Here is a 26,373-nt window from a genome sequence, read left to right on the forward strand (position 1 = left end):
CCGGTCGCCCGGCCTTCCCTGCGCGGATGGTTTTAACGGTGTCCTTCGTGCTCTCCTCGGGGAGCGTTGCACTATTGCCCCCGTCGTCTCACGGATGGTCGATGTGCCGCCGGTTGGCGGCCACATCACCGCGAGCCTTGACGCCAGAACCCCGGGCGTCGGGACCACACGACTTCTCCGTCCGCGGACGGCCCTGCCGAAAGCATCGGAGGCTCGCGTGTGCTCGCCCCCGAAGTCCTGCCTGGCCGCTTTGACGGCGCCGTGTCGTAGCGCGTCGCGCATGACTCAACGGTCACCCGTCCCTGTCATCGCGTTCGCGCCGGCGCTGCCGCGTCCACCGCACCCCGACCCGCATCTCGTGACGATCGCGAAGCGCCCCTCTGGCAGGGCCGGGATGAGCGCTCTATGCCATAAATCCGAAATTCGGGAAAGTGGAATATTTTTGCAGCGAGGGGTTGACGGGTGTTGGGGTGTTTTGCCCGACGGGTCGTTTTGACCAGCCGCTTGGCGCCCCTGTCGTCCGACGAGATCGAGGTGCGCGGCAAAGTGAAGCCGTCCTACTTTGCCTCTCAGCGGGAGCGCCGCCGGGACCAAGCATCGCTTCGAGCAGCGGTCGAGCGCGGCGTCAGCCTTGATTCCACGGCAAATAAACGGACGGTCACCCGTAATCCGACAAGTGACGCTGATTAAGCTATAGAATGGGTTGACCTCCTGCGAAACCTTCCGCGTTGGGCGAAGCTATCGTACTGGCGGATCATGCCGCGCTACTCAGCGCGGCGTTTCACGAGACACACAAACAGCTCCCAATCGACGCTGCCACGGCTTCAGAGAGCGGGAGGCAATGGGTTGTTTCACAAAGACTTAACCCGATCCTACGGAGGGGTGCAGTCCAGCGCTGCCACGGCAACGTCACGTCACGTCCGGAATGACAACACTTCTACCCAATGGCCACCGTATATTCGGCTTCGAGATTGTCCTCATTTACATCAACGTCTTCGCCTTCCTCGGCTTCTGTTCCGGAATAGGCTTCTTTCCCTGTGGCCTGCTCAATAAGAGAAAGCAATCGTCTTTGCCGGTCCGCTAAGAATTCGTCGAAGCGATCAGCCCGCAGTAGCACGGGATCGATCAGATGCGTCTGGAGATATCTATCGAGATTGCGAGCATCAATGGGCGGCGTAATACGGCCGCCCTTCTCTAGCTTTGCAAGATACTCCGACGGAGCCACGCCCCCAATGATGATATTTGTACGGGACGAAAGCGGCGTCTTATTTATAATCGAGTCATAGACCTTGGGTTTAAGGCCTTGTTTTTTGCACCAATCTTGCGGAAAGATGTGATGGATGTCGACATTCTCGCCGAAGAAAACTGTGTGATCGAATTTTTGACCTGAGCGAAAATCCTGGGCGCCCACCTTCATAAGCAGCGCGTTCATGCCCTTGTAAGCTGCGGACAATCGCATACGCATTGATTTGAGGCGATCGGCGCGAAACAGTGTTTCGCTCACGGTCGATGGTTCCGGGCCGCCCTTTAGCCAGACCGGCACCTCCAAGAAATCCTTGGCAATGCGGGACTCTACAGCGGATCCGTAAAGCTCACCAAACACGCCATTCCAGTACCAGCGCTCGATTTTTGCGCGGGTGGCGTCATGCTCCCAACTATCACCAATATCGGCCAAGATCGCGGCAAGCGGCACTACCTGAGACTGATAGGGAAGATCAAATATCCGGTAGATGTGCAGCATAAGGAGGAATTTGGCGGCTTGAATAAAGCCGCGCTCTACCTGAGCTTCATACTTTTTGTATTCGGCCAGCGGCAAATTCAGGAGGGCTTGGCGATTGGCGGATACAGCTGGCAACTCCCTGCCCTGCTTGCCCGCGGCTTCGGCAATGCGTCGGCAATCGCGCGTGTAAAAAAGGGAAATGGCTTGCAAGAAGTCGGTGTTTGAGACGCCGGCGATAATGCTAGTTGTTGCGCCAGGCGCGCGTAGCGTCTCAGAAAAACGCTGCAGGCGGCCGGGTGTCTGTTCGTCGCCATACCAGTCTTTCCGCAGTTCGTGTCCTGACGCGGCATACATGGCCGTAACGAGTTCGAAGGCATCGAGCGCCTTGCCACCAGTATTCACCTTTTCGAAGACGACGCAGACCGCCTCCTTCGAAGTCGAGCGGTCGAGTGCAATTACGGGGACTTGATATCGCTTGAAGTTCTCAAGAATCTGTCTCTTGAAGGCACGAAATTCTTCGCGAACGACTTCGTTCTGATCTCCGCGCCAGTGCGCATCAAATCCATCTTGCCACCTATCCCAATCAAAGACTTGTGTGAGGGGATACATCAACAGGGCGAATTCAGCGGCGGGCGTTGAGAGATCCAACTCGACTGTCCGGCCAAAATCCTTGCGGATGATTTTGTCCTCGGGAACACCGATGATGGCCTCTTCCCGGTCTACAGATGGATCGAGAGCCTTTCGGATATCAATGTAAAACCAACGCTTGACCCTTTTCTTTTTGGGCGTTTCGGTTTCAACAACCTTGTTGCGCAAGGTCACCTGATAGAGCGAAGTCATTCGCTGCTGCCCATCGAGCAACAACGACTGAGGAGCTGTTTTCTTGGCTTCTGGAGGCGCCCCTTCAATGGGCCGCGGTTTGAAGTTTACCGGCCCGCCAGTCTCCAGAGACATCAACGCGCCGACCGGAAAGGCTCGCGAGACGGATGCGATGAGGCTTTTGATGCGGTCTTCGTCCCAAACCCAGCTACGCTGAAAATCGGGCAGTTGAATAATGCCCTCGGCACACTCCTCAAGAAGCTTGTTCAGTTCAAACGGATTGGTCTTAAATGTCGAACCGGCCATTTGCCTCCCCACAAGGGCGCACCCGGTGATTCCCTACCTTGGCCCCACACTTATTCTGCTATTGAGAATTGAACCTGAAAAGATATTAACTGTCAGTTGTAGAAGAAAAAGCACCTATGAGCGCCCTCTTTGCGTCTATGAGCGCATGCCTCTAACGACCCTCGGGAGTTTCGCTCGTATGACTGCCGGTGCTTGAAGCGCGGGTGACCTAAGACCAAGATAGACTAACCGGCATCATGATTCCCAAGTAGGCCACCGTGAATTGAGCGCACTGGAATACGATAGACAGGACGGGTGAACTCTTCGCGCAAATCCATCACCACCGCACCACAAATCGATGGATTGTCTTCTGTCTGCCCATCACACCATCGGCTCGCCCGACGGGGCGGTTTCGAAAGCGCTCCGCCAATCCTAGGACCTGCTTCGCTTCAACGAAAAAGGCCCGGTCGCGCGACCGGGCCTTTTCCTTATCTCACCCTCCGACGCCACTCACGCCGCCTTCGACACCAACGCCTCGCTCTCGATCAGCTCGGTGCCGATCAGATAGTCGCGGCAGCCGCGCAAGCTCCGCAGCGCGCGGTTGAAGTCGATACCGGTCGAGACCAGGGCATGCAGCGTCGCCGGATTGCGGACGATGCCGCGAAGCACGGCAGCGAGGTCGATCTGGCCATTCGGCTTGATGGCGGCGCGGGCGAGCGCCGGCAGCGCGCGGTGGGCGGGGTCGCTGATGACGCGGACCGCGGCAAAGGGCAGCCCGGCCTCGGCGGCGTAGGCGGCCGCGATGTGGCTTTCCATGTCGACGGCGGAGGCGCCGGTCTCGGAGTGCAGCGCGGCCTTGCAGGCGCGCTTGGTGACCACTTCCTCGGCACCGGCGAGGCTGCCGCGCACCACGCGGCGGCGGCCCGAGGTCAGGCGGTCGATGAGGTCGTCGCCGAGCGAGAGGCCGGCGGCCCAGCGGGTGTCGCCGGACAGCACTTCGGTCGCCAGCACGACGTCGCCGGAGCGCAGGCTCGGGTCGAGCCCGCCGGCCACGCCGAACGAGATCACGCCGCGAATCGTCTCGGGATCCACCACGGTCAAAAGCGCCCGCAACTGGGTCGGGCTGCTGGATGAGCAGATGACAGCCATGCCGGGGCCGGCCGCGATGCGGGCCTCCTGCACCAATCCAGTCACGATCAAGATCGGCCGCGGATCAATGGCATTGCCCGCGGTAAGATAGTCCCCCGTCCCCAAAGTCACATTCCGACCCCTACCACCCTGCTGTTGGTGCTCCGCAAGTTCCGATACCGCGCCAGTGCCCACAGCGGAAAGAACTTTGGGTAACCATGATACCGCAGATAGAACACGCGGGGGAAGCCTGTGGCGGTGTACCGCTGCTCGTCCCACAATCCTTTTTTGTTTTGTGTTGCAATCAGGTACTCCACCCCGCGGGCGACGGCCGGGTGATCAACCTCGCCTGCCGCCATGAGGGCAAGCAAGGCCCATGCCGTTTGCGAGGCGGTCGAGGGGGCGGCTTCCCAGCCCTTGTAATCGAGCCGGTAGCTGACGGCGTCCTCGCCCCAGCCGCCGTCCTGGTTCTGGATCGAGGCCAGCCAGGCTGCGGCCTTGCGAATCATGGGGTCGTCGTGACGGACGCCGGCCATGTTGAGGGCGCAGAGCACCGACCAGGTTCCATAGATGAAGTTCATGCCCCAGCGGCCGTACCAGGACCCCTCGGGGTGCTGGGTCTTGCGCAAGTAGGCGACGCCGGCGGCGACGTGCTTGCTGGTCGTCTCGGTCTCGCCGAGCTGGGCCAGCATCGAGATGCAGCGCGCGGTGACGTCCTCGGTCGGCGGGTCGAGCAGCGCGCCGTGGTCCGAGAACGGGATGTTGTTGAGGTAATATTCGAGGTTGTTGACGTCGAAAGCGGCCCAGCCGCCGTCGTCGCTCTGCATGCCCTCGATCCACTCCCGGCCGCGGGCGATCGCCGCGTCATAGCCGGTGGCGCCGTGCTCTCGGCGCATGCGGTCCATCGACATCACCACCACGGCGGTGTCGTCGAGGTCGGGGTAATGGGCGTTGTTGTACTGGAAGGCCCAGCCGCCCGGACGCACGTCGGGCCGCTTCACCGCCCAGTCGCCCTTCACCTCGAGCTCCTGCTTCGGGATCAGCCAGTCGAGGCCCTGCTTCGCCGCGGGCACCGCCTTGTCGCCGCCGGCTTCCAGCAGCGCATGCGCGGTCAGCGTCGTGTCCCAGACCGGCGAGACGCAGGGCTGGCAATAGGCTTCGTCCTCGCCGATGACGAGCAGCTTGTCGATGCCACGGCGGGTGACCGCGCGCGGCGGATAGTTCTCGTCCTTGCCGAGCGCATCGTACATCATGACGATGTTGGCCATGGGCGGATAGATCGCGCCCATGCCGTCCTCGCCGTTGAGCCGCTCCTCGGTGAAGGCGAGCGCGGCGTCGATCGCGCGCTGGCGCAGGCTCTTGGGAAACATCGGCTCGACCACGCGCAGGATCGCATCGAGCGAACGAAACAGCAGGAACCAGGCCATGCTCTGGTGCGGCGCCTTGGCCGTCATGCCGATCGAGCGCGGATCCTGCAGGAACAGCTCGTCGATGCCGACGCCCTTCGGATTCTTCGCGCGCGGCTTCAGCGCGGCGATGACCATCAGCGGCACCATGGTGGTGCGCGCCCAGTAGGAAATCTTGTTGATGTGGAACGGCGACCAGAACGGCAGCAGCACGATCTCGATCGGCAGCACCGGCACCGCGCGCCAGGTCACCACGCCGAACATGGCGAGCATGAATCGCGTGAAGACGTTGCTGTGAATGGCGCCGCCACGGGCGTGGATCGCCTCGCGCGCGCGCACCATGTGCGGGGCGTCGACGGAATCGCCGATCATCTTCAGCGCGAAATAGGCCTTCACGCTGGCGCTCATGTCGAACTCGCCGTCATGCACCAGCGGCCAGCCGCCATGGGCGCCCTGCACGCGGCGAAGATAATTGCCGATCTTGGCTTCGAGCACGGCATCGACCGGCTCGGCGAGATAGTGGCGCAGGAGGACGTATTCGGCCGGAATCGTGCAGTCGGCCTCGAGCTCGAACACCCAATGGCCGTCGGACTGCTGGAAGTCGAGGACGCCCTGCGTCGCCGATGCAATGCTCGATTCCAGGATGCCCGACTGAATGGCTTCGCGGGTGGTGGCGTTCACGGAATCCATCTGGCTCGATTGCTCCGATAGTCGATTGAAATTGACCGGGACACTTGCCCGTCAGGGCCGCCTTTCAGGATGCTTTGGCGGCCAGCACCAGATCGGCGGCGCGATCACCCGACCGGACCGATCCCTCGATGGTTGCTGGCAATCCCGTAGCAGTCCAATCCCCCGCAAGGAACAGGTTTTTCAGCGCAGTGACCGGCCCCGGACGCAGGGCATTCTGGGCCGGCGTCGCCGCAAACGTGGCACGGCGCTCGCGCACGATCTGCCACGGCGGCAGCTCGCCGGACACGCCGCCCGCCTTGCAGACGTCGTTCCAGATCGTCTGCGCCAGCTCCTCGCGCGGCATGTCGACCAGACGGTCGCTGTTGCTGATGGTGACGGACAGCCGGTTCGGGAACGCGAACAGCCACTCCACCACGCCGCCGATCACGCCGAGGATCGGCGCCGAGCCGGGCGGCGGCTCAAAGCGGAAATGGGCGTTGACGATGGCGCGGAATTCGGTCGGCGCCTTCAGGCCCGGCATGAGACTCGTCGCCGCGCGCGGCGGCACCGCCATCACGACGACGTCGCCTTCGGCGAGCTGGATCACGTCCTCGCCGCCGAAATTCAGCGCAGCCGCCTTGCCGTCGCCGGTCGTGAACGAGCGCAGCTCATGGCCGAGCTGAACGGTGTGGCCGCGATCGCCCAAGAACTTCACGGCGGGCTCGATCAGCACGGCGCTGAGGCCGTCGCGCGCGATCAGCGGACGGCAGGCCTGCCCGCCCGCAAGCAGCGTCTCGCGCACGATCGCGCCGGCAAGTCCCGCCGAGCCCTCGGGCGGATCGACGTTGAGGGCGGCGAGCAGCAGCGGCTGCACCAGGCGCTGATAGAGGATGCCTTCGGTCGGAATGGACTTGCCGACCAGCGTCTCCTCCGACGCCCAGATCAGCGGCGCCAGCTTCAGATAATCGACAAGGCCGGTGTCGGGCACACGGCGGCTCTCGTCGAGCACCCAGGTCGGCAATCGGCCAGCGCCGAGATCGATCTGCCAGCGCTGCCCGGTCTTGATGTCGACGAAAGGAAACTGCGCGCTCTCGGGTCCGACGAGGCCGGCCTCGGTGCCGATCGAGCGCGCATAGGCGCGCGCGTGGCTGTTGCCCGACAGCAGCAGATGATTGCCGTTGTCGATGGTGAGGTTGGTCGCGCCGTCGAAATAGGAACGGCAGCGGCCGCCGGCCTGGTGCGTGGCCTCGTGCACGGCGACCTTGAAGCCGGCATTGGCGAGCCGCACGGCGGCGGAAAGGCCGGAAATGCCGGCACCGATGATGTGAGCTGTGTTTTGCATCAGAGAAAAGCGTAACGGAGCAGGATCAGGATGCGTGTGATCTTCGACACACGTACCGGCTGGCGCGGCGCGTTGAAGCCGCGCGCAATCAGGAGATCCAGAATGGAATGATAGTATTTCGACATGATCCGCGGCGCGCGCACGACGCGGCGCTTGTTGCGGTTCATGATCTCGTCCGACTTCTCGAAATGCGCCTTCGCACGCTGCGTCAGCGGCATGCAGACCTTCGGCAGCGCGCGCTCGGCAATCACGCGGTTCGGATCGTCGGAGGTGATGCCGGCATGCAGCAGCGCCTCGCGCGGCAGATAGAGCCGGCCGAGCCCTGCGTCCTCGTCGATGTCGCGCAGGATATTGGTGAGCTGAAGCGCGCGGCCGAGATGATAGGCGAGCTGGATGCCGTCCTCTTCCGGCAGGCCGAACACCCGCACCGAGAGCCGTCCCACGGCGCTGGCGACGCGATCGCAGTAGAGATCCAGCGTCGCCATGTCGGGCGCGCGGATGTCCTGCGGCACGTCCATCTCCATGCCGTCGACGATCGCCAGGAAATCCTCGCGCTTGAGCCCGAAGGTCTTCACCGAGGCGACGTAGTCCTTCAGCCGCGGCGGCGGATTGCCCTGATAGAGCGCCTCGATGTCGTTGCGCCACTGCTGAAGCGCGGCGAGCCGCTCCTCGCGCGGACCGTCGGAATCGGCGATGTCGTCGACCTGGCGGCAGAAGCTGTAGATCTGGAACATCGCTTCGCGCTGGTCATGCGGCAGGATGCGCATCGCGGCGTAGAAGGAGCTGCCGGATGCGGTCGAGCCATAATCGGCGCCGGGCGCTGTCGCCTCAAGCGTCATGGGCAGTCCCCGGTCTGGAAATGGCCTTGCGTCCGATCGCGCGGCGGCCGGCCTCACTGAGCATTCCGGCAAGGCTGAAGACGAGCAGCTCGAACTTGTTCAGATGCACCCGCTCGCGCAGGGGATCGCGCACCTTGAGCAGGCGCACGATGCGGTCGGCATAGGCCTGGATCACCGCGACGTCGATGCCGAGACGGAAATCCCGGATCTCCGCAGCGAGTGCCCTGCCCTCGTCGAGCAGCGCTTCGTTGCGAACGGCAAGCGCCTGCAGGCAGGCCAGCATCGCCGGCGGCGACTGCGAAAGCCCGAGCTGCTCGACCGAGGCACCGTGTGCTGCCAGCGCATCGCGCGGCAGATAGACGCGGTTGAGCTCGCGGAAATCCTTGCCGCAATCCTGGAGGTGGTTGTTGATCTGCAGGCCGGCGCAGAGCGCGTCCGATGCGGCCCAGGTCGAGGTGCTCTCGCCGTGGACGTCGAGCATGAAGCGGCCGACCGGCATCGCCGAGTAACGGCAATAGTGGATGACCTCGTCCCAATTCTCGTAGCGCAGCTTGGTGACGTCCATGCGGAAGGCGATCAGCACGTCGAGCGCGTGGCGCGGCGCCATGCCGCGCTCGGCCAGGGCACGGCGCAGGACGACGGCTTCGGCCTGGGTGTCGCCCTTGCCGAGCAGCTCCGCCTCGAGCAGGTCGAGATAGCTGAGCTTCTGGTCGGGCGGCAGCGTCGCGTGGTCGGCGATGTCGTCGGCGGTGCGGACGAAATTGTAATAGGCCAGGATCAGCGCACGATGACGCGGATGAATGATCCAGGACGCGACGGGAAAGTTCTCGTCGCGGTCACCCTTGCCGGATCGCAATTCGCTCGCAGAGGTCATCGAGGGCTGGTTTACAATCGTTTGGACAGAAAGGGCTTCTTCGCTCGCGGGCTCATGCCGGCGATCCGCCGCGGCCCCCATATAGGGGAATACGGCCGCAAAACCAATCCTGTCTGGCGATGGCTGCCCTTCCGCGGATCGGCCCGGAAAAGGCGGCCCTGGGGCCGCCTTTGTGGGCCAATGGCTTACTGGTTGTGGTTCTTCAGGACCTGGTCGCAAGCCTGCGAGATCTTGGGCCGGTTTTCCTTGAGGCAGGCCAGGATGGTGAAATCGCCCTGGTCGATGACCGGGCGGCAGAACTTCTGCACGTCACGCGTGCAGGCCTTCTGCTCGGCGTCCGTGCCACGCCCCTGCTGGGCGAACGCCGCCGTCGAAACAGATGCCGACAGCAGGGTGAGAGCGACGAGAAGCTTACGCATTGTATTCCTTCATTCTGGCGGCAGAATCGCACCGGCCCCGGACCGCGCGGGGCGGACGACCGGAACGGATTGTTCTGATAGCAAGTCGCCGCGACAGGTGCGGCCTCAGAGAAGGCACAAGCACTGGCAAATGCGGCCAAATTGGCGCCGCGTCCACCAAATCAGGTCTTCCCTCAACCTCCATTGACAGATGTAAGGGGTTGATACTACATCATAATTCAGATACATCGTATTTTACTGCATACCTGTTGCAGAGCTGCATCTGTCCGCACCTCGTTTCCCGCCAGAAACATGCCGAAACAAGGCAAATCAGCGGATCGGGCCTGGCACGCGGTGACGTGAACCACCATCTCTGGCGCCCTGGCTTTGAACCTGACACTGGCTCGGAGCACTAAACTTTCGATGTGGCGAGACGTTATCACGCGTAAGCGGGCGTCATTCCAAAACGGGATATTCGAGATGACATTCTTTGGGCGATCTGGACTGGCAATCAAGGCGGCCGGCATTGGGGCGGCACTGCTCTTCTCGATTTCGGCGAGCCACGCCCAGTCCTCCGGCCCGTTTGCCGGTTTCGACGGCGCATGGACCGGCACCGGCACGGTGTCGCTGTCCGACGGCTCCACCGAGCGCATTCGCTGCAAGGCCGACTACAAGGTCGCCGGCAGCGGCCTCAATCTGAAGCAGGCGCTGCACTGCGCCTCCGACAGCTACAAGTTCGACCTCACCAGCGACGTGACGAGCCAGGGCGAGCGCATCTCCGGCAATTGGAGCGAGTCCAGCCGCAACATCTTCGGCAATCTGCAGGGCACCGCCGGCGGCGGCCAGATCGACGTGTTCGTGGAGGCCAACGGCTTTGCCGCCAACCTCTCGCTGCGCACCAACGGCAGCAAGCAGACGGTGCAGATCTCCTCCAAGGGCGAGATCCGCGGCGTCAACATCACCATGACCAAGAGCTGATACGCTCTTCCCAGCCGAGAGACATACGGCCCCCGGTTCTCGCGAGCCGGGGGCTTTTTGCTGGCATGAGCTCATCCGCAACGGACGTGCCGAGATGGACCCGATACGCAGACATCTGCTCAAGGCCGCCGGGCTCTTCGTGGCCACTCGTGCCTTCGCCAACGATCAGCAGGGAGCGACCATGCAGCCTTCATCCGTGAAGCCGCGTCACGTCCTCTGCTTCCTCGGCAAGGACGACCGCCTGCTGCAGCCGCCGAAAGCGGTGGCCAAGACGATCGCTGATTTCGGCTTCGAGATCGACCGCACCTATTCGCAGGCAAAACCGGATCCGAACATGGCGCGGTCGTTCGGCGTGTGCTGGGACCGCGTCTTCCCGAAAGCGTGGTCAGCGGCAGACGAGGCCGCCGTGGCCAACCACAAATCGGTCCTCTACGTGCTCAGCCCGCGGATGGATCAGGAGAAAACAGCCGCCGGTTCGGCCGCAGCGCTGCAGATTGTGGACGAGATGTTCGACGCTGGCGCCATTGCAGCGAAAGGCGAAAGTGCCGGCGTGGCGCATGGCGTCGCGCGCTGGCGCAGCCTCGCCGAGCAGGCGCGCAACGGCGCGAAGACAGACCAAGGCCTCCGCATGACGCCCGCCGCCGCCAGGGCTTGTCGGCTTGCTTTCGCCAAGCGCCCGCTCGCGGGGGATCGCTATTTTGAGAGCGTCGGCTACCACCTCGTCGGCTTGCCGGACGTCTATGTCGCGAAATCGCGCGGCAACGACCGGTCCGCGGTGACGTTGATGGACGAGATCGCCGACGCCATGGCCGAGCGCGGCGTCGATGCGACGCTGCGCGAGCGCAAGCTCACGCTGTCGCGCGAGCAGGACTACGCCGAGCGCGATTTCAAGTTCAATCCGTACGGGATCGTCCGTATCGAAGCGTGAGCGCAGGGCGGCCTTCGCCGCCCCGCGCTCAGATCGCCGGCTTGTCGGTCCCCTGCAGCCTGGCGTGCAAATTGATCAGCCACATCGCCGTCGGCCTGAGGATGAAGAGGTCGGCGACCAGCGCCATCACCATCGAGAAGGCGCTGAGCCAGCCGAACAGCCGCAGCGACGGCAGGTCGGAGAACACGGTGACGACGAGGCCGCAGGCCAGCACCACCGTGGTCAGGATCAGCGCAGGTCCGACCAGCACGGTCGCCCGCTCCACCGCGAGCGCGGAGCCCACCCCAGGTTTGTTCTCGAGGCGCAGGCGGTTGAGGAAGTGGATGGTGGCGCTGAGGCCGAGGCCGAACGAGACGGTGAGCGCGACGACGCTGGCGAATTGCAGCCCCTCGCCCATCGCCCACAGCACCGTGCCCGACATCACCACCGGGAAGATGCCCGGCAGGATGCAGGCGAGCGTCACCACCCATGAGCGGAAGGCCAGACCGATGAAGATCGCGACCAGCGCGAATTCGATCGTGAGGCCATGATTCAGCTTCTCGATCATGCCGGCCGAGTTGCGCGCCGCGATCGCGGCAAGACCCGTCACTGCGATTTCGTAACCGGGATGCTTGTTGCGGACGGCATTGAGCTCGGTATCGAGCTTGTCCACGATCGGCAGGAGCTGGCTGGAATCCTTGTCCGGCACGCGGCCGGCGACCACGACGGCGTCCTGCTCGGCGTCGATGAAGCGCCGCACCAGATGCTCGGGGATGACGCTGACATATTCCTTGAGGGTCGCGACGTCGGCACTGCCGGCCTTCTCCGCCAGCCAGCGACGCAGCGTCTCCAGCGACCAGACGTTACCGACACCGGCGGCTTTCTCGACCGTCGCATGCACATCCGCGATGGTCTGGAGCGTCTCCGGCGAGTACAGCGTCTCGCCCTTGGGAAACGCAACGAGCACGTTGACGGGGTTGGCGCCGGTGAGCTTGGCATCCAGCCGATCGCTCGCGGCGACGGCCTGGCGCTTGTCCGGCACCTGGTCGGCAAGCCGGTAACGCGGCTCCAGATTGGCGTAAATGACGCCGAGGCCGCCGACGAACAGCACCGCGATCAGGCTGAACAGGCCGGGACGGCCCACCATGCGCACGGCGATCCAGTAGCAGAAATTGCGCAGCGCCTGGACGCCGGCATCGGCGCCCTGGAACTTGACCGCAAAGACCTTCTCGTTGCGCACGAACAGCACGCCGAACACCGGCACCAGCGACAGCACGGCGACCAGCGCGATGATGGTGGCGGCAAGGCCTGCCTCACCGAACTTGCGGATCAGGTCGGAATTGGAGAACTGCAGCGCGATGAAGGAAATGCCGGCGGTGCCGTGCGTCAGCACGCAGGCCGGGCCCACGACGAGGACCGCGTTCTTGAACGCGGTGAACTTGTCCTGGCCTGCGATCAGCCGGTCACGCGCGGCAAAGGTGAGCTGCATCGAGTCCGAGAAGCTGATCACCATGATGAGCGGCGTCATCACGTTCAGGAACATGTTGAGATTGAAATTGGCCCAGCCGAGCGCGCCCAGCGCCAGCAGGATCGCGATCATCGGCGGGAATGCCGCCGCGATCATGAACGAGATCTTGCGGAAGAAGATGATGGCGATGACGCAGCCGGCGAGAATGCCGAGGATGTTGTAGGTCAGCCCGTCGCGCTCGACGGCATTGCGGATCTCGAGCTGCATCACCGGCACGCCGGAGAGCTGCACGTTGAGCCCGGTCTCGCCGAGATCCTCCTTCATCAGCGCGCGGATGTCGCCGACGGTCTTGGTCAGCTTGTTGGAGGCGACGACCTCCGGATCGAGCGACAGCACGATCAGCGCCAGCGTGCCGTCTTCCGACAACAGCTTGCCGCGGATGATCTCGTTGTTCTTGACGGTCTCGATGAACTTGTCATAGGCCGCGCCCTCGGGCAGCTCGGCCGGAAACAGCGCCGCCGGCAGCTTGCCCGGCGCCGGCGCCTGGCGCGCCGAGAACAGCGAGACCAGTCCCCGCGTGCCCTCGACCAACTGCAGATCGGTGACGAAGTCGCGCAGCTTCTCGAGATTGTTCCGCGCCAGCAGGGTCTTGCCCTCGACCACGACGAGGACGTCGAATTCCTCGGCCGGGAACTTCTTGGTCACCTCTTCATACTGCTTGAATTCGCGGGTGTCGGAACGAAACAGCTGCGACAGCGAATCGTCGATCTTGATTCGGTGGATGCCGAACACGGCACCGACGATCAGCGCGAGCAGGATGATGCAGGAGACGATCGGCGCCCGGACGGCGATCAGCCCGAGACGTTCCAGCCCGAAGGCGATCGAGGACGCCGGTCCCTGCTCGACCTTGTCGACATGAACCTCATTCTCGCTGTGCTTTTCGAGCATGCCTTATCCAGTTCCTAAATCGGCTCGGTGTTGAGAGCTTGTTGCGCCCCGCGAACGGCTTGAAAACGCCATACCAATGGGAGGCTTGCCCCTTGAAAATGCGCGGAAAATCGCTGGCAGCGGTTTAGCAGGTCAATCGCCCCTCTCGCAAGCAGGCGAAGGGTGGGCAAATCGATCAAGATGCGGCGATTTCGGGTCCTGCTCCCGGTCAGCACGCCGAGAATGTGCCAATTCGACGCGGCGCGCGGTCCGCGCTCTCGTCCTTCAGCGCCACGCCACTAACCTCTCGGGCCAGCCCCTCGCGGACCAGCCAGGCGATCTTGAAGGCGCCCTCGTCATAGCTCAACCCGGCCTTGTGGATGTTCGAGACACAATTACGCTCGGCATCGGTGCGGCCGGGCTTCGGCGCGAAGGTCAAATAGGCGCCGAGACTGTCGGGTGCGGACAGGCCGGGGCGTTCGCCGATCAGCATCACGACCATGCGCGCGCCGAGAATGGCGCCGATCTCGTCACCGAGCGCAACGCGCGCGCCTGAGGCGACGACGACATGGCCGAGCGCGACGTGCTCCCCTTCCGCGAGCAGCGGCAGCAGGCGCCGCACCAGCGCCACCGCATGGGCATGAACCGCCGCCGCCGACAGGCCGTCGCCGATCACGAGTGCGAGCTGGCATGGCTCGGCGGCACTTTGCGCGAGCACTTCGGCGGATTCTGCATCGAGCCGTCGCCCGAGATCCGGCCGGCGCAGATATTCCCTGCGGTCGAGCGCCTGGCTCCTCACCTCGGTGACGACGAGACCCAGTGCGTGAAGATCCGAAACCAGCCGCGGCGCGTCGAAGGCGGCATGCACGGCGTCGCGCGCACGGGCATGGTCCAGCGTGAAATCGAGCAGCGGCTTCGTCGGCACGCTTGCCCCGCTGCGCCCGAGCGCGACGCGCGCGGGCGTGAACGACCTGAGATCGATGGTCGGGCGCGCCGGAGCGGACTTGTCGCTCATTCGGCGGGAACGGCGGCCTCGCGCAGCCGAATCGAATAGTTCGAGGCGTTCTGCGCGCCGCTGGAGGCCGCGCGCGCGAAGGTGATGAGATGGTGTGCGATCAGCGTGCAGCCAATCAGGCCTTCGAGGTCGCCGCGCCTGATGCGTCCGAGCGCAAACTTCCAGAACGCGCGCCTGTAGTCGCCGAGCACGCCGACCTTCCAGAAGATGTTCCTGATCATGATCAGGCCGCGCCGGATGTTGGCCCAGGTCTTCATCTCGTCAGGCACCGGCATCTTGAGACGGTTGGGATAGGTGTTGTCGCACTGATACTGGAAGCGCGCGAACACCTTTTCGGGCTCGTAGGCGACGCCCATGGCATGCTTCCAGGACGCCACGACCTCGTCATAAGGCAGCAGGAAGTCGACGTTGGAATCGCGCCCCTCGTCCTCGACCAGGCGGCCTTCCCGCTCCAGCCGGTCCCACAGCGGCGTCTTCGGCAGCGCCTGGAGCAGGTTGATGGTGAGCAGCGGAATCCGGGATTCCTCGACGAATTCGAGCAGCGCATTGGCCGTATTGGGGCCGTCAGTGTCGAGCCCCATGATGATGCCGGACACAACCTCCATGCCGTAGGAGTTGATCGCACGCACGCCCTCGAGAATCGGGACCATCATGTTGTGATCCTTCTGCATCGCATGCAGCGCGTCCGGATCCGGCGTCTCGATGCCGCAGAAGATGGTGATGAAATAGGCCTCGCGCATCTTCTCGAGGATTTCGGGCCGCTTGGCGATGTTGAGCGTCGCCTCGCAGGCGAGCCGCACCACATAGCCGGTCCGTTTCTGCCATTCGATCAGGTGCGGCAGCAGGTCCATCGCCGCCTTGCGGTTGCCGATGAAATTGTCGTCGACGAAATAGACCGTGTCGGTCATGCCGCATTCGCGCAGGCGGTCAAGCTCGGCGATGATCTGCTGCGGCGACTTGATGCGCGGGTTGCGGCCGTACAGGCCCGGGATGTCGCAGAACTCGCACTGATAGGGACAGCCGCTGGAATACTGAATGCTGCCGAGCATGTACTTCTTCACGTCGGCAAGTTCGTAGGCCGGGATCGGAAACTCCGTCATCGGCACCCGGTCCTTGGTCGTGAGGACCACCTGCTGCTCCGGCCGCGAGGGGTCGCGCGACAAAATCTCGATCAGCTGGTTGGTGGCGTCGCCGAGCTCGCCGACATGGAGATAGTCGAACGAGGGATAATAGTCCGGACAGGCGCTGACGGAGGGACCGCCGAGCGCAACGGCCAGGTCGAATTCATGCGCGCGGCGGCAGATGTCGTTCATCTGCTGGCGCTGGATATGCATGCCGCTGACGAAGACCGCTTCCGCCCATTCGAACTCTTCCCTGGTGGTGCTGCGGAGGTTCTCGTCGACGAACTTGACCTGCCAATCCGGCGGCAGATAGGCGGAGATCAGCAGCAGCCCCTGCGGGGGCATGAAGGCGCGGACACCGTCGGTCAGGGGATAGGAATGCTCGAACGTACCGAACGAGGAGGTGTAGCGCGGAAACACGCAGAGAATCCGCCGGGCCGTTCCGTTAATTGCAGCTCGCATCTAAGCTCCCCCGCCACGCTCGACTGATGGTGCGGAAATTGCCAGCCAGACATATAGCGTAATGCTGCCGCCGGAATTTCTCAATATTGTGGCACAAGCATAATTCCGGAGGATGCAGATAGTTTCCGAGGAGGGCGCGACGCTTCGAACCGCCTCAGGCGATCAGTCGCGAGGCAAAATCGGGCAACAGACCTGGATCGCCGGCAATGCGGAAATCGGCGCCTGTGATGCCCGACCGCGCCAGCCAATCGTCGAATTCCGGCGCGCGGTGCAAACCGAAGACGTCACGGACATAGAGCGCGTCGTGAAAAGACGTCGACTGGTAGTTCAGCATGACGTCGTCGGCCCCGGGGACGCCCATGATGAAGGTGACGCCGGCGGCGGCGAGCAGCGTCAGCAGATTGTCCATGTCGTCCTGGTCCGCCTCGGCATGATTGGTGTAGCAGATGTCGATCCCGAGCGGCAGGCCGAGCAATTTGCCGCAGAAATGATCCTCCAGCCCGGCGCGGATGATTTCCTTGCCGTCGTAGAGATATTCCGGGCCGATGAAGCCGACCACGCTGTTGACCAATAGCGGGGCAAAGGCGCGGGCGACCGCATAGGCACGCGCCTCGCAGGTCTGCTGGTCGACCCCGTGATGGGCGCCAGCCGACAGCGCAGAGCCCTGGCCGGTCTCGAAATACATCAGGTTCTGCCCGACGCTGCCGCGCCGCAGCGACAGCCCGGCCTCCTGCGCCTCTTTCAGCAGGGCAAGGTCGATGCCGAAACTGCGGTTGGCGGCCTCGGTTCCGGCGACCGACTGGAAGACCAGGTCGACCGGCACGCCCTGCCCGATCAGCGACAGCGTCGTCGTGACATGGGTCAGCACGCACCCCTGCGTCGGGATCCTCAGCCGCGCGATGATCTCGTCGAGCAGCCGCAGCAATTGCGCGATCACGGCCGGATCGTCGCTGGCCGGATTGATGCCGATGCAGGCATCGCCGGCCCCGAGCAGGATGCCGTCCAGGATCGAGGCGGTGATGCCCCTGGCGTCGTCGAACGGATGGTTGGGCTGCAGCCGCGTGCTCATCCGGCCCTTCAGGCCGATGGTGTTGCGGAAGGCGGTGGTGACCGCGCATTTCCGCGCCGCCAGGATCAGATCCTGGTTGCGCATCAGCTTCGAGACCGCGGCCGCCATCTCCGGCGTGATGCCGGGCGCGAGCGTCTTCAGGACCTCGGGCGTGGCAGCATCCGACAGCAGCCAGTCGCGGAAGCCGCCGACCGTCAGGGATGCCACCGGTGCGAAGGCCTTCGCGTCATGGCCGTCCATGACGAGGCGGGTGACCTCGTCGGCCTCATAGGGGATGACGGCTTCCTGGAGGAATTGGGTAAGCGGAACGTCGGCGAGCGCCATCCGCGCCGCGATCATCTGCTCGGCCGTGCCGGCGGCGATCCCGGCCAGCCGGTCGCCGGAACGCGGCGGCGTTGCCTTGGCAAGGAGATCGCGCAGGTCCGGGAACGTGTGGGTCGTGGCGTCGATGGTGTGGCGGTAGACCAAGGGTGTCTCCGGGGTTCGTCGGCCGGTGGCCGAGTCCGGTCGATCTTGAAGGCGATCCCTCCGTCAAGGAATACGCGCTTGGCGGCCGGCATGCACGCCAATGTGAGGGCTCTCCACGGGTTCGCCCGGGGGCGATCTGCCGAAAACCGACAGTCTCCCACCAACCAGCTGAAATAATTCGTCATTCCGCCGACCGGGCGCCCTCTTCCCGGGCCCCGCGTTAACGCCGCATCCATCTTCGCCCTGCATATTTTTGCATCAATTTTACACGATCCCGCTCACCGGCCACTTCAGGCCATTCCGGGCCCCTGAACACCATGACCTCAGACCGATCTGGGAATGCCGCCAAGCTGGCTGGCCGCTTCACGCTTGCCACCAAGCTCTATGCCATCTTCGCGCTGTTCGCGCTGCTCACGGCGGCGATCGCCATGCTGTCCGACTACAACAGCCGTCGCGGCGCCGACCTGACCAACGCGATCGAGACGGCGAACGCCGCCGCGCTGAATGTCGAGCGCGTCAACTCGCTGGTCTATGCGGTGGTGATGGAATCGCGCGGCGTCTACATGTCGACCGAGCCGGCCGTGGTGAAGAAATACGGCGAAGGCCTGCTCAAGTTCAACGCCCAGATCCTCGACGTCGTGAAGCGCTGGGAGACCATCGTCAGGGCCGACGATGCCGAGCAGTTCGCCACCTTCAAGAAGCGCATCGAACAATTCGTCGAATTCCGCAAGGAGCTGGTGCGCCGCGGCGTCGAGATCAATGCGGCCGCGGGCCGCGAATGGGGCGACAACGACGCCAACCGGGCCGTGCGTTCGGCGCTGAACAAGGATCTCGAGGCGCTGTCCAAGGTCTATGCCGAGCGCGCCAGGCAGATCGCGCGCGAGACGGAGACCATCCGCACCCTCTCCTTCGTGCTGACCTGCCTCGGCGGCGTGGCGCTGGCCCTGGTCGTGGTCGGCATCGTCATCATCGCCCGCTCGGTCGCCCGGCCGCTCGCCACGATCACCTCCACCATCAAGCAGGTCGCCGACGGGGCTGAGGGCGTCGTGGTGCCGCACGCCGACCGCGCCGACGAGATCGGCGCGCTGGCCCGCGCCATCCAGGTGTTCCAGGAGGCCATGGGCCGCAACCGCAACCTCGCCTCGCGGGTCTCGCAGGACTCCGCCGCTCGCGAGGAGCGCGCCCGCCACATCGAGCAATCCGTCGAGCAGTTTCGCGAGGCGATCGGCGCCATCATGCGCGGCCTCGGCGACAACGCCTCCGCCATGCGCGAGACCGCGCAGACCATCACCCGCGTCACGGCGGACGCGAACAGCCGTGCCGGCACGGCGGCCAACGCCACCGAGCAGGCCTCCCACAACGTCACGGCGGTGGCGAGCGCCGCCGAGGAGCTGTCGGCCTCGGTGGAAGAGATCGGCCGCCAGGTGCGCCAGAGCGCCGGCGCCGTCGAGCAGACCGGCCAGCGCACCGAGAAGTCGATCTCCGAGATCGAGAGCCTCGCCGCCGCCACGCAGCGCATCGACGGCGTGCTCAATCTGATCCAGGCGATCGCCGAGCAGACCAATCTGCTCGCGCTCAACGCCACCATCGAAGCGGCCCGCGCGGGCGAGGCCGGTCGCGGCTTTGCCGTGGTCGCCCATGAAGTGAAGACGCTCGCGGGCCAGACCGCCAAGGCGACCGCCGAGATCAGCGAGAACGTCGCGATGATCCAGGCCTCGACCCGCAACGCGGTCGACGCCGTGCGCGAGATCGGCGGCGCGGTGCGCGAGATCAACGAGGTCACCTCCGCAATCGCCGGCGCCATCGGCCAGCAGGACGCCGCCACGCGCGAGATCTCGTCCAACGCGCAAAGCGCCGCGCAAGGCAACGAGACGCTGGTCGCCAACATCACCTCGCTGCGCGACGCCATCGGCGAGACCGACACGGCGGCAGCTTCGGTGCTCACGGCCGCGAGCAGCCTGACCGCGACGGCGGACACGCTGTCACGGGAGGTGGAGACGTTCTTCCAGAACCTGCGCTCGGGGGCCACGGACGGCCGTATCACCAAGGCGGGGTGACGGCGCGCCCGCCGCAGCCGGGCGGCGGGTCCTCCAAACAAAAAACTGCAAAACAACCCCATGCACAGTAGCAGGGGGCAGGTTTTTCAATGAGTTGGTGGCCAGCGCAAAACCTGCTGTTCTTACCGGTATTGATTTTGACTCGTCGGGCAAAACAGAGGCACGATGCGGTCAAGCAGTGCCGGGCAGGACGCGGTGCGTGTCGGCGCGGCTGACTGCGATTGCATAAAAAAAGAACAAAGGAATTCCATGAGCCCGACGCGGCGCGTTCTCTCGGCGCAGGTCGCCCACGAGACCAACACTTTCTCGGTCATTCCGACGACACTCGAGGACTATCGCAAACGGCTGTTCCTGCGTGACGGCGAAATCGCCGCGGCGCTGGCCGACACCAGAATGGAGATCGCCGCGCATCTGGCCGCCGCGAAACGCTACGGCTGGACCCTGGTGCAGCCGGTCGCCGCCGCGGCCACCCCGTCCGGGAAGGTGACGGCCGCGTGCTGGGCCGAGCTGCAGCGGCTGGTCTTTGCAGCCTGCGAAACCGGGCCGTTCGACGGCGTCATCCTGGCCTTGCACGGCGCGATGGTGACCGAGACCGAGGACGACGCCGAAGGCGCACTGCTCGAAGGATTGCGCAAGCGTCTTGGCGACACGATCCCGATTGCGGTGACGCTCGACTTGCATGCCAACGTCACCGAGCGCATGGGCCGGCTGGCCAGCATCATGCTGCCCTACCGCACCTATCCGCATATCGACCAGTACGAGACGGCGTTCCGCGCCGCCGAGCTGCTGCAGTCGGCGATGGACGGCACGACCCGCCCGAAGGTCTTCCGCTCGCAACCGGCTCTGCTCGACGGCTGCAATCACGGACGGACCCAGGGCGGCGTGATGAGCGACCTGCTGAAGCGTGCCGCGGACATGCAGGCGCAAACGCCCGGGTTGCTCTCCGTCGACGTCTGCGCGGGCTTTAGCCGCTCTGATATCGCCGAGGTCGGCCCGAGCGTTCAAATCACCTACGATTCCTCCCACAACGCTGCCGAAACGGCGGCGCGGCAGGCTGCAGCGGCGCTCGAGGACGAGATGGTCCGCCGCCGAGCCGAAGTGACCGTCACAGCGCTCGATTTGCCGGCCGCGACGAGGCTTGCCGCGGCAGCCGCAGCCGATGTCGCCGACACCCGCCCCCTCGTGATCGCGGACTTCAGCGACAACCCGGGTTCGGGCGCCTACGGCGACGGCATCCGCCTGCTCGAGGCGCTGCTGCAGGCCGGGATCCGCGGCGTGCTGTTCGGTGTCCTCGGCGATCCCGAGGCCGCGGCGCGCTGCCATGACGCGGGCCTTGGGGCGAGCCTCGATGTCGTTCTCGGCGCCAAGCGCCACCCCGAAAGCTACGGACCTCCGCTCACGCTGACCGGGCGGGTCACCGGACTGTCGGACGGCGCCTTCGTCTGCGAGGGGCCGATGAATGCCGGGCAGCCCCTGACGCTCGGGCCGAGCGCCTTGCTCGAGGTCGACGGCATCTCCATCGCGATTTCGACCAACACGCTGCAGACCTATGATCAGGAAATGTTCCGGATTCTGGGAGCCGAACCGGCTCAATTCCGGATCGTCGCGGTCAAGTCTGCGCACCACTTCCGAGCTGCTTTCGGGCCCATGGCCAAGGAGGTGATCCTGGCCGATAGCGGTGGCCTTGCCACCTTCGATCACAGCAAGCTGTCGTACCGAAAAGTCCGCCGCCCGATCTGGCCGCTCGACGACGTCATGCCGGGGTGAACCTGCCCGCTCGGCCTTCGTCAGCATTGACATTCCCCGTAGGGTGCCGGCGAGACTGTTGGTGTGTCTGCGAAAGAGCGGCGTATTCTGACAAATTTTCCTAGTTTGCGTCGTTACCGATAGGGCAAGGCTTCATGGTCTTGGGCGGGGTTTGTCCTCCGCGATAAAAATAACAAAATGAGCTGTAGTGGACTTGTTCGAAAGTCAAATAGGTGACGCATCCGGTAAGGACGATCACTCTTTCTTTAGTGTTGATATTGCCCCGCATTGCGCCTTCGCTGACAGGAAGAGGGAAGCTTCCCTTACCCGGAAACACGACGCGGCCCGGTGGAGTGCTATTTGTGTAGCGGCATTGCGCTAAGTTTTTTTCGATTCTTGCCTTGCACGTTTCTCCGGTGGCTCGGCCCTCCGGGTCTGAGCCATCGATATTGCACTCGCTATCAAATCTCGGGACAAGTTCCGGGGGCACATTGGAAGGGATAGTAGCCGTAAAGCTGTCGGTTCTGTCGAAATTCACATTCTTTGCGGGCTCCTTTCCGAAGTTGGCATAGCCCACCGCGAGGACGAGAAGTTCTTTGACTCTAGGCGGGTCAGCCAATTCGATTTCGTTTATTCCCACCCAAGCACGCTGATCCGCCTTCATTATCTCGTTGGCCTGCATGTACGTGCGCAACTGCAACGCACCTATTATGACCAGCAAAAACGTGAAGAACGTTATTGGGTTTGGCACTCTGTCTTTCCACCATTTTGCAAGGCGGAATCGCCAATCGTCAGATGCCTCTTGATACTCGCTCGGGGGAGCGTTCTGTTTATCGGAAGCGTCACCGGGCATTTTAAGTCCATTAAGAATTTTGCTCTGCTTCCCTCGAGAAAGAAGCAAAGGGCTCCGGATGGTACCAAATCTCAGCACCCAAGTACCGCGTAATCTCCGTGAGGTCGCGACTTACATCACCCCACCGCGCTTGATCAGCTCCTTGCCCACCGCGGCCAGATGCACCTGGTCCGGCCCGTCGCCGATGCGGATGAAGCGGGCGTAGACATAGGCGCGCGCGAGGAAGGTATCCTGCGAGACGCCGGCGGCGCCGTGGATCTGGATGGCGCGGTCGATCACGCGCGCGGCCATGCTGGGCACCACGATCTTGGCGGCCGCGATCAGGTCGCGCGCGGCCTTGTTGCCCTCGCGGTCCATCTTGTCGGCGGCCTGCAACGTGAGCAGCCGCGCCTGCGCGATCTCGCAGAAGGAGTGCGCGATGTCCTCGCGCACCGAGCCCTGCTCGGCCAGCGGCTTGCCGAAGGCGACGCGCGAGACGGCGCGCCGGCACATCAATTCGAGCGCGCGCTGGGCGCAGCCGATCAGCCGCATGCAATGGTGGATGCGGCCCGGGCCGAGCCGGCCTTGCGCAATCTCGAAGCCGCGGCCTTCGCCGAGCAGGATGTTCTCCGCGGGCACGCGGACATTGTCGTAGACGATCTCGGGATGGCCGCTAGGGGCGTCGTCATAGCCGTAGGTGAGCATGTCGCGGACGACGTGGACGCCGGGGGTATTTCTGGGCACCAGGATCATCGACTGCTGGCGATGACGGTCGGGATCGTCGGGCGCGGTCTTGCCCATCACGATCAGGATCTCGCAATCCTCGTTCATCGCGCCGGAGGTGAACCATTTGCGGCCGTTGATGACGTAGTCGTCGCCATCGCGCGTGATGGCGCACTGGATGTTGGTGGCATCGCTGGAGGCGACCTGCGGCTCGGTCATCGAGAAGCCGGAGCGGATCCGCCCATCGAGCAGCGGCTTCAGCCAGCGCTCCTGCTGCGCCTTGGTGCCGTAAGTCGCCAGCACCTCCATGTTGCCGACATCGGGCGCCGAGCAATTGAAGACCTCGGGCGCCCAGAGGATGCGACCCATGATCTCCTTCACGGGGGCATATTCGAGATTGGTGAGACCCGGACCGTGCTCGCCTGACAGGAACAGGTTCCACAGCCCCTGCTCGCGCGCCATTTGCTTCAGGTCCTGCAGCACAGGCGGCGTCTTGTAGCGCGAAGCCTCCGGCTTCACCTGCTCGTAATAGAGCTCCTCGACCGGCTCGACATCGGCGCGCATGAATTGCCGCACGCGCTCTTGCAGCTCCAGCGAACGGGGAGAGTGTTGAAAGTCCATGGGGGTCTCCTCTTTCCTTCTCCCCTTGTGGGAGAAGGTGGCGCGAAGCGCCGGATGAGGGGTTCTCTCGACTCGTGAAGCTGCTCACGAGGATAGAGACCCCTCACCCGGCTCGCCGCTTCGCGGCGATCCACCCTCTCCCACAAGGGGAGAGGGTGCACCGTCTCTGCTGCTACTCGCGTCCCACTCCTCACGTCCCCTTCAACAGCTCGCTCGCCACCACCCAGTCGTTGCCGTCGAACTGCAGCATGTAGCCGTCCTTGATCGGGCGGAAATCCTGCGGGGTGGTGTTCAGCGTGATGCCGGGCATCAGCAGCGACAGCGGCACATTCTTCAAGTTCGCCGCCTGCGCCATGATGTTCTCGCGCGTCAGATTGTCCTTGCACTGCTTCAGCAGCACCACCAGCGCCTCGGCGACGGTGTAGCCGTAGAGGCCGGCGACGTTGTTGACGTCGGCGTTGGGCAGGCGCTTCTTCATGAAGTCGATATAGGCCGTCATCGCCGGATCGTCCTTCGGCTGCTCGACGAAGGGTTTTAGCGAGCCGAGCGACAGCACGCCCTTGCCGGCCTCGAGACCCGCCGGCACCATCACGGTCGCCTTGTTGGCGCAGCCCGAGGCGAGGAAGCGCGTCGGCTGCCAGCCGACCTCATGCGCTTTCCGGATCGCTTGCGCGCAGGCGCGCGGCGTCACCGAATAGATCATGAAGACGTCGGCCTTGGTATTGGCCAGCGTCAGCATCTGGGAATCGACGGTGGGGTCCGTGACCTCGAAGCTCGAGGCCATCGCGATCGCCTTGTCGGCGTCCGCGCCGAGCGCTTCCTTGACGCCGCGCAGATATTCCTTGCCGGCATCGTCGTTCTGGTAGAGCACCGCAAAGCGCGCGTTCGGGTTCTTGGCGCGGGCATAGGCGACGTCGATCGCGGCTTCGCTGGTGTAGTTCGGCGCCCAGGGCAGCGCCATCGACCACGGCATGTTGGCGGGATCGTTCCACTTCGAGGCCGAGCTGATCAGGAACAGCTGCGGCACCTTGTTGCTGTTCAGATATTTCGCGATCGCCGAGCTCGGCGCCGTGCCCATGGTCGCGAAGATGAAGGCGACACCATCGCCTTCGACGAGGCGCCGCGCCGCCTCCATGGTCTTGGGCGGCGAGAACGCATCGTCCAGCGAGATCAGATTGAGCTTGCGGCCATTGACCCCGCCCTTCTCGTTGACCTCGTCGAAATAGGCCGCGATCACCCGGCCCGTGATGCTGAGCGGCGAGGCCGGCCCGCTATAGGGCATGGTGTTGCCGATCTTGATCTCGGTGTCGCTGACACCGGGGCCGTAGGATTTTTGCGCGGAGACGGAAGTCGGCAGACAGGCGGCGGCCAGCGCCGCGGCCAGGACCAAGGCAGCTCTCATGGTTTCTCCCCGATGATCATCGTCCGCGCGAGACAACCGCGCGGCGTGCTGCTTTTTGTCAGCACGTCAGATCAGCGGAGTTCCGCAAGATGGTCTTGCGTCGAGTTGCTGATGGACCCGGCACGCACCACGCAGGATCTCGAGCGTTTTCGAGCGAAGTGGACACCGGTTCGCGTGAAGAAAACGCGTCAAAACAAGAATCTAGAGCTTCGGTTCTGATTCAACCAGAACCGAAAATGCTCTAGTGACGCCGCTTCAGGCTGAAGCCGAGACCGACCCATCCCGCACCCGCCATGATCAGGTCGATGCCGAGGAACAGACCGAGGATGTAGACGCTGTTCACCGGCCAGCGCGCCAGGATCAGCAGCCCGAGCAGCAGCGTGACGACGGCCGACAGCGCCACCCAGACCCACGGGCTTTCGCGCTTCATGCTGAAGGCGAGAAACAGCCTGACTGCGCCGGAGGCCAGCAGCGAGGCGCCGAGGAACAGCGTCAGCAAAACCGCGGCGAAGAGCGGGTTCTCGAAAGTGAGGAAGCCGGCGATGATGTAGAGCACGCCCAGCAAGGCCCAGATCGAGAACTTCCCCCAGCTCTTCATCTGGAAGGCGCCGATCACCTCGGTCACCCCGGCGACGATCATCATCGCGCCGACCACGATCACGCTCGCTACCGTCGCCATCACCATGCTGCCGAGCGCAACGAAGCCGGCGATGAGGTAAACGACGCCGAGCGCAACGATCCAGCCCCATTTGGCATGTAGCGCAGAGATACTCGAGCCGAGACTGTGGGGCGCGTCTGAAGCACTTGTCATGGGCCACTCCTGCATGCGAAGCCCGCGGGCACGCGCCAGGATAGCACGCACCCGATCGGGACGACAGCCAGCAGAGCAGCCCTCACCTGCTGCAACCTTGACGCAAATCAAGATCGAATGCGGCGCGTCGGCCGCGCGAGCCAGCGCCGGTCATTCGTCCGAATTGGCGAGCCCCAGCAGTTCCTGGCGCGTCAGCGCATCGTCGCGGAACACGCCCCCGCGCGCGGTCATGCGGTGATGCATTGCCTTGATGATGACGCCGACGCGCTCGGGCTTGAGCACGTCG

At 64.0% G+C, this 26,373-nt stretch carries 20 protein-coding genes; 4 read left to right on the forward strand and 16 right to left on the reverse strand.

Features of this window, described 5'->3' with window-relative positions; all coding sequences use genetic code 11:
• Positions 1-937: 937 nt before the first annotated feature.
• From UNPF46_RS30470 to UNPF46_RS30500, 7 genes are all read right to left on the reverse strand, one after another.
• Positions 938-2,845 (reverse strand): GmrSD restriction endonuclease domain-containing protein, encoded by a 1,908-nt coding sequence (locus UNPF46_RS30470; RefSeq protein WP_181770183.1) that lies wholly within the window; start codon positions 2,843-2,845, stop codon positions 938-940.
• Positions 2,846-3,334: 489 nt separating this feature from the next.
• The gene (locus tag UNPF46_RS30475) at positions 3,335-4,084 is read right to left on the reverse strand and encodes a phosphorylase (RefSeq protein WP_181770184.1); all 750 of its coding nucleotides are present in this window, start codon (positions 4,082-4,084) and stop codon (positions 3,335-3,337) included.
• Positions 4,081-6,048, reverse strand: coding sequence for a squalene--hopene cyclase (gene shc, locus UNPF46_RS30480; protein ID WP_142252458.1), 1,968 nt, complete (start codon positions 6,046-6,048; stop codon positions 4,081-4,083). Before shc ends, UNPF46_RS30475 begins: the two co-directional genes overlap by 4 nt.
• Positions 6,049-6,112: 64 nt before the next feature.
• Positions 6,113-7,369 carry a hydroxysqualene dehydroxylase HpnE gene (hpnE, locus tag UNPF46_RS30485; RefSeq protein WP_142252459.1) on the reverse strand — a complete coding sequence of 419 codons (1,257 nt, stop codon included), beginning with the start codon at positions 7,367-7,369 and terminating at the stop codon, positions 6,113-6,115.
• Positions 7,369-8,208, reverse strand: coding sequence for a presqualene diphosphate synthase HpnD (gene hpnD / locus UNPF46_RS30490; protein WP_100178898.1), 840 nt, complete (start codon positions 8,206-8,208; stop codon positions 7,369-7,371). The genes hpnE and hpnD overlap by 1 nt, the downstream gene beginning before the upstream one ends.
• A complete protein-coding gene (gene hpnC, locus UNPF46_RS30495) occupies positions 8,198-9,082 on the reverse strand; it encodes a squalene synthase HpnC (RefSeq protein ID WP_100178899.1) in 885 nt (294 codons plus the stop codon). Before hpnC ends, hpnD begins: the two co-directional genes overlap by 11 nt.
• Before the next feature lie 185 nt (positions 9,083-9,267).
• Complete coding sequence (locus UNPF46_RS30500; RefSeq protein WP_142252460.1) at positions 9,268-9,501, reverse strand: hypothetical protein; 234 nt, start codon at positions 9,499-9,501, stop codon at positions 9,268-9,270.
• 459 nt (positions 9,502-9,960) lie between these two features.
• Between UNPF46_RS30500 and UNPF46_RS30510 the strand changes: the two genes are divergently transcribed.
• Positions 9,961-10,458: a hypothetical protein gene (locus tag UNPF46_RS30510; RefSeq protein ID WP_100178900.1), complete on the forward strand. Its 498-nt coding sequence runs from the start codon at positions 9,961-9,963 to the stop codon at positions 10,456-10,458.
• Between the two features lie 94 nt (positions 10,459-10,552).
• The gene (locus UNPF46_RS30515; protein ID WP_142252461.1) at positions 10,553-11,386 is read left to right on the forward strand and encodes a hypothetical protein; all 834 of its coding nucleotides are present in this window, start codon (positions 10,553-10,555) and stop codon (positions 11,384-11,386) included.
• A 28-nt stretch (positions 11,387-11,414) separates the two neighbouring features.
• On the opposite strand, the gene UNPF46_RS30520 is transcribed toward UNPF46_RS30515, so the two are convergent.
• The 4 genes from UNPF46_RS30520 to UNPF46_RS30535 form a co-directional block, all read right to left on the reverse strand.
• Positions 11,415-13,781, reverse strand: a complete 2,367-nt coding sequence (locus tag UNPF46_RS30520) for an efflux RND transporter permease subunit (RefSeq protein ID WP_142252462.1) — start codon at positions 13,779-13,781, stop codon at positions 11,415-11,417.
• 208 nt (positions 13,782-13,989) lie between these two features.
• Positions 13,990-14,775, reverse strand: coding sequence for an ethanolamine ammonia-lyase subunit EutC (gene eutC, locus UNPF46_RS30525; protein ID WP_142252463.1), 786 nt, complete (start codon positions 14,773-14,775; stop codon positions 13,990-13,992).
• On the reverse strand, positions 14,772-16,358 hold the full coding sequence (locus UNPF46_RS30530) for a B12-binding domain-containing radical SAM protein (protein ID WP_142252464.1): 1,587 nt from the start codon (positions 16,356-16,358) through the stop codon (positions 14,772-14,774). Before UNPF46_RS30530 ends, eutC begins: the two co-directional genes overlap by 4 nt.
• Positions 16,359-16,512: 154 nt before the next feature.
• Positions 16,513-17,895 carry an ethanolamine ammonia-lyase subunit EutB gene (locus UNPF46_RS30535; protein ID WP_142252465.1) on the reverse strand — a complete coding sequence of 461 codons (1,383 nt, stop codon included), beginning with the start codon at positions 17,893-17,895 and terminating at the stop codon, positions 16,513-16,515.
• Positions 17,896-18,212: 317 nt separating this feature from the next.
• Here UNPF46_RS30535 and UNPF46_RS30540 point away from each other — a divergent pair, with 317 nt between their 5' ends.
• Together UNPF46_RS30540 and UNPF46_RS30545 are read left to right on the forward strand one after the other, a co-directional pair.
• Positions 18,213-19,952 (forward strand): methyl-accepting chemotaxis protein, encoded by a 1,740-nt coding sequence (locus UNPF46_RS30540; RefSeq protein WP_142252466.1) that lies wholly within the window; start codon positions 18,213-18,215, stop codon positions 19,950-19,952.
• 249 nt (positions 19,953-20,201) lie between these two features.
• Positions 20,202-21,719 carry a M81 family metallopeptidase gene (locus tag UNPF46_RS30545; protein ID WP_142252467.1) on the forward strand — a complete coding sequence of 506 codons (1,518 nt, stop codon included), beginning with the start codon at positions 20,202-20,204 and terminating at the stop codon, positions 21,717-21,719.
• 100 nt (positions 21,720-21,819) lie between these two features.
• On the opposite strand, the gene UNPF46_RS30550 is transcribed toward UNPF46_RS30545, so the two are convergent.
• The 5 genes from UNPF46_RS30550 to UNPF46_RS30575 all read right to left on the reverse strand — a co-directional run bounded on the left by UNPF46_RS30550 (position 21,820) and on the right by UNPF46_RS30575 (position 26,369).
• Positions 21,820-22,551: a hypothetical protein gene (locus UNPF46_RS30550; protein ID WP_142252468.1), complete on the reverse strand. Its 732-nt coding sequence runs from the start codon at positions 22,549-22,551 to the stop codon at positions 21,820-21,822.
• Between the two features lie 111 nt (positions 22,552-22,662).
• A complete protein-coding gene (locus tag UNPF46_RS30555; protein WP_142252469.1) occupies positions 22,663-23,874 on the reverse strand; it encodes an acyl-CoA dehydrogenase family protein in 1,212 nt (403 codons plus the stop codon).
• Between the two features lie 190 nt (positions 23,875-24,064).
• Positions 24,065-25,276 carry an ABC transporter substrate-binding protein gene (locus UNPF46_RS30560; protein ID WP_181770185.1) on the reverse strand — a complete coding sequence of 404 codons (1,212 nt, stop codon included), beginning with the start codon at positions 25,274-25,276 and terminating at the stop codon, positions 24,065-24,067.
• Between the two features lie 241 nt (positions 25,277-25,517).
• Positions 25,518-26,087, reverse strand: coding sequence for an HdeD family acid-resistance protein (locus tag UNPF46_RS30570; RefSeq protein ID WP_142252471.1), 570 nt, complete (start codon positions 26,085-26,087; stop codon positions 25,518-25,520).
• A gap of 150 nt (positions 26,088-26,237) precedes the next feature.
• On the reverse strand, positions 26,238-26,369 hold the full coding sequence (locus UNPF46_RS30575; protein WP_502705508.1) for a hypothetical protein: 132 nt from the start codon (positions 26,367-26,369) through the stop codon (positions 26,238-26,240).
• Positions 26,370-26,373: the final 4 nt, after the last annotated feature.

Source organism: Bradyrhizobium sp. UNPF46 (genome assembly GCF_006658625.1).
GTDB lineage: Bacteria > Pseudomonadota > Alphaproteobacteria > Rhizobiales > Xanthobacteraceae > Bradyrhizobium > Bradyrhizobium nitroreducens.

Coding starts and splice junctions, on each gene's coding strand:
- UNPF46_RS30550 (WP_142252468.1), bottom strand. CDS start 22,551: ATGCCCGGTGACGCTTCCGATAAACAGAACGCTCCCCCGAGCGAGTAT.
- UNPF46_RS30515 (WP_142252461.1), top strand. CDS start 10,553: ATGGACCCGATACGCAGACATCTGCTCAAGGCCGCCGGGCTCTTCGTG.
- UNPF46_RS30520 (WP_142252462.1), bottom strand. CDS start 13,781: ATGCTCGAAAAGCACAGCGAGAATGAGGTTCATGTCGACAAGGTCGAG.
- hpnC (WP_100178899.1), bottom strand. CDS start 9,082: ATGACCTCTGCGAGCGAATTGCGATCCGGCAAGGGTGACCGCGACGAG.
- UNPF46_RS30530 (WP_142252464.1), bottom strand. CDS start 16,358: ATGCGAGCTGCAATTAACGGAACGGCCCGGCGGATTCTCTGCGTGTTT.
- UNPF46_RS30500 (WP_142252460.1), bottom strand. CDS start 9,501: ATGCGTAAGCTTCTCGTCGCTCTCACCCTGCTGTCGGCATCTGTTTCG.
- UNPF46_RS30545 (WP_142252467.1), top strand. CDS start 20,202: ATGAGCCCGACGCGGCGCGTTCTCTCGGCGCAGGTCGCCCACGAGACC.
- hpnD (WP_100178898.1), bottom strand. CDS start 8,208: ATGACGCTTGAGGCGACAGCGCCCGGCGCCGATTATGGCTCGACCGCA.
- UNPF46_RS30555 (WP_142252469.1), bottom strand. CDS start 23,874: ATGGACTTTCAACACTCTCCCCGTTCGCTGGAGCTGCAAGAGCGCGTG.
- UNPF46_RS30570 (WP_142252471.1), bottom strand. CDS start 26,087: ATGACAAGTGCTTCAGACGCGCCCCACAGTCTCGGCTCGAGTATCTCT.
- hpnE (WP_142252459.1), bottom strand. CDS start 7,369: ATGCAAAACACAGCTCACATCATCGGTGCCGGCATTTCCGGCCTTTCC.
- UNPF46_RS30510 (WP_100178900.1), top strand. CDS start 9,961: ATGACATTCTTTGGGCGATCTGGACTGGCAATCAAGGCGGCCGGCATT.
- UNPF46_RS30560 (WP_181770185.1), bottom strand. CDS start 25,276: ATGAGAGCTGCCTTGGTCCTGGCCGCGGCGCTGGCCGCCGCCTGTCTG.
- UNPF46_RS30470 (WP_181770183.1), bottom strand. CDS start 2,845: ATGGCCGGTTCGACATTTAAGACCAATCCGTTTGAACTGAACAAGCTT.
- shc (WP_142252458.1), bottom strand. CDS start 6,048: ATGGATTCCGTGAACGCCACCACCCGCGAAGCCATTCAGTCGGGCATC.
- eutC (WP_142252463.1), bottom strand. CDS start 14,775: ATGAGCGACAAGTCCGCTCCGGCGCGCCCGACCATCGATCTCAGGTCG.
- UNPF46_RS30540 (WP_142252466.1), top strand. CDS start 18,213: ATGACCTCAGACCGATCTGGGAATGCCGCCAAGCTGGCTGGCCGCTTC.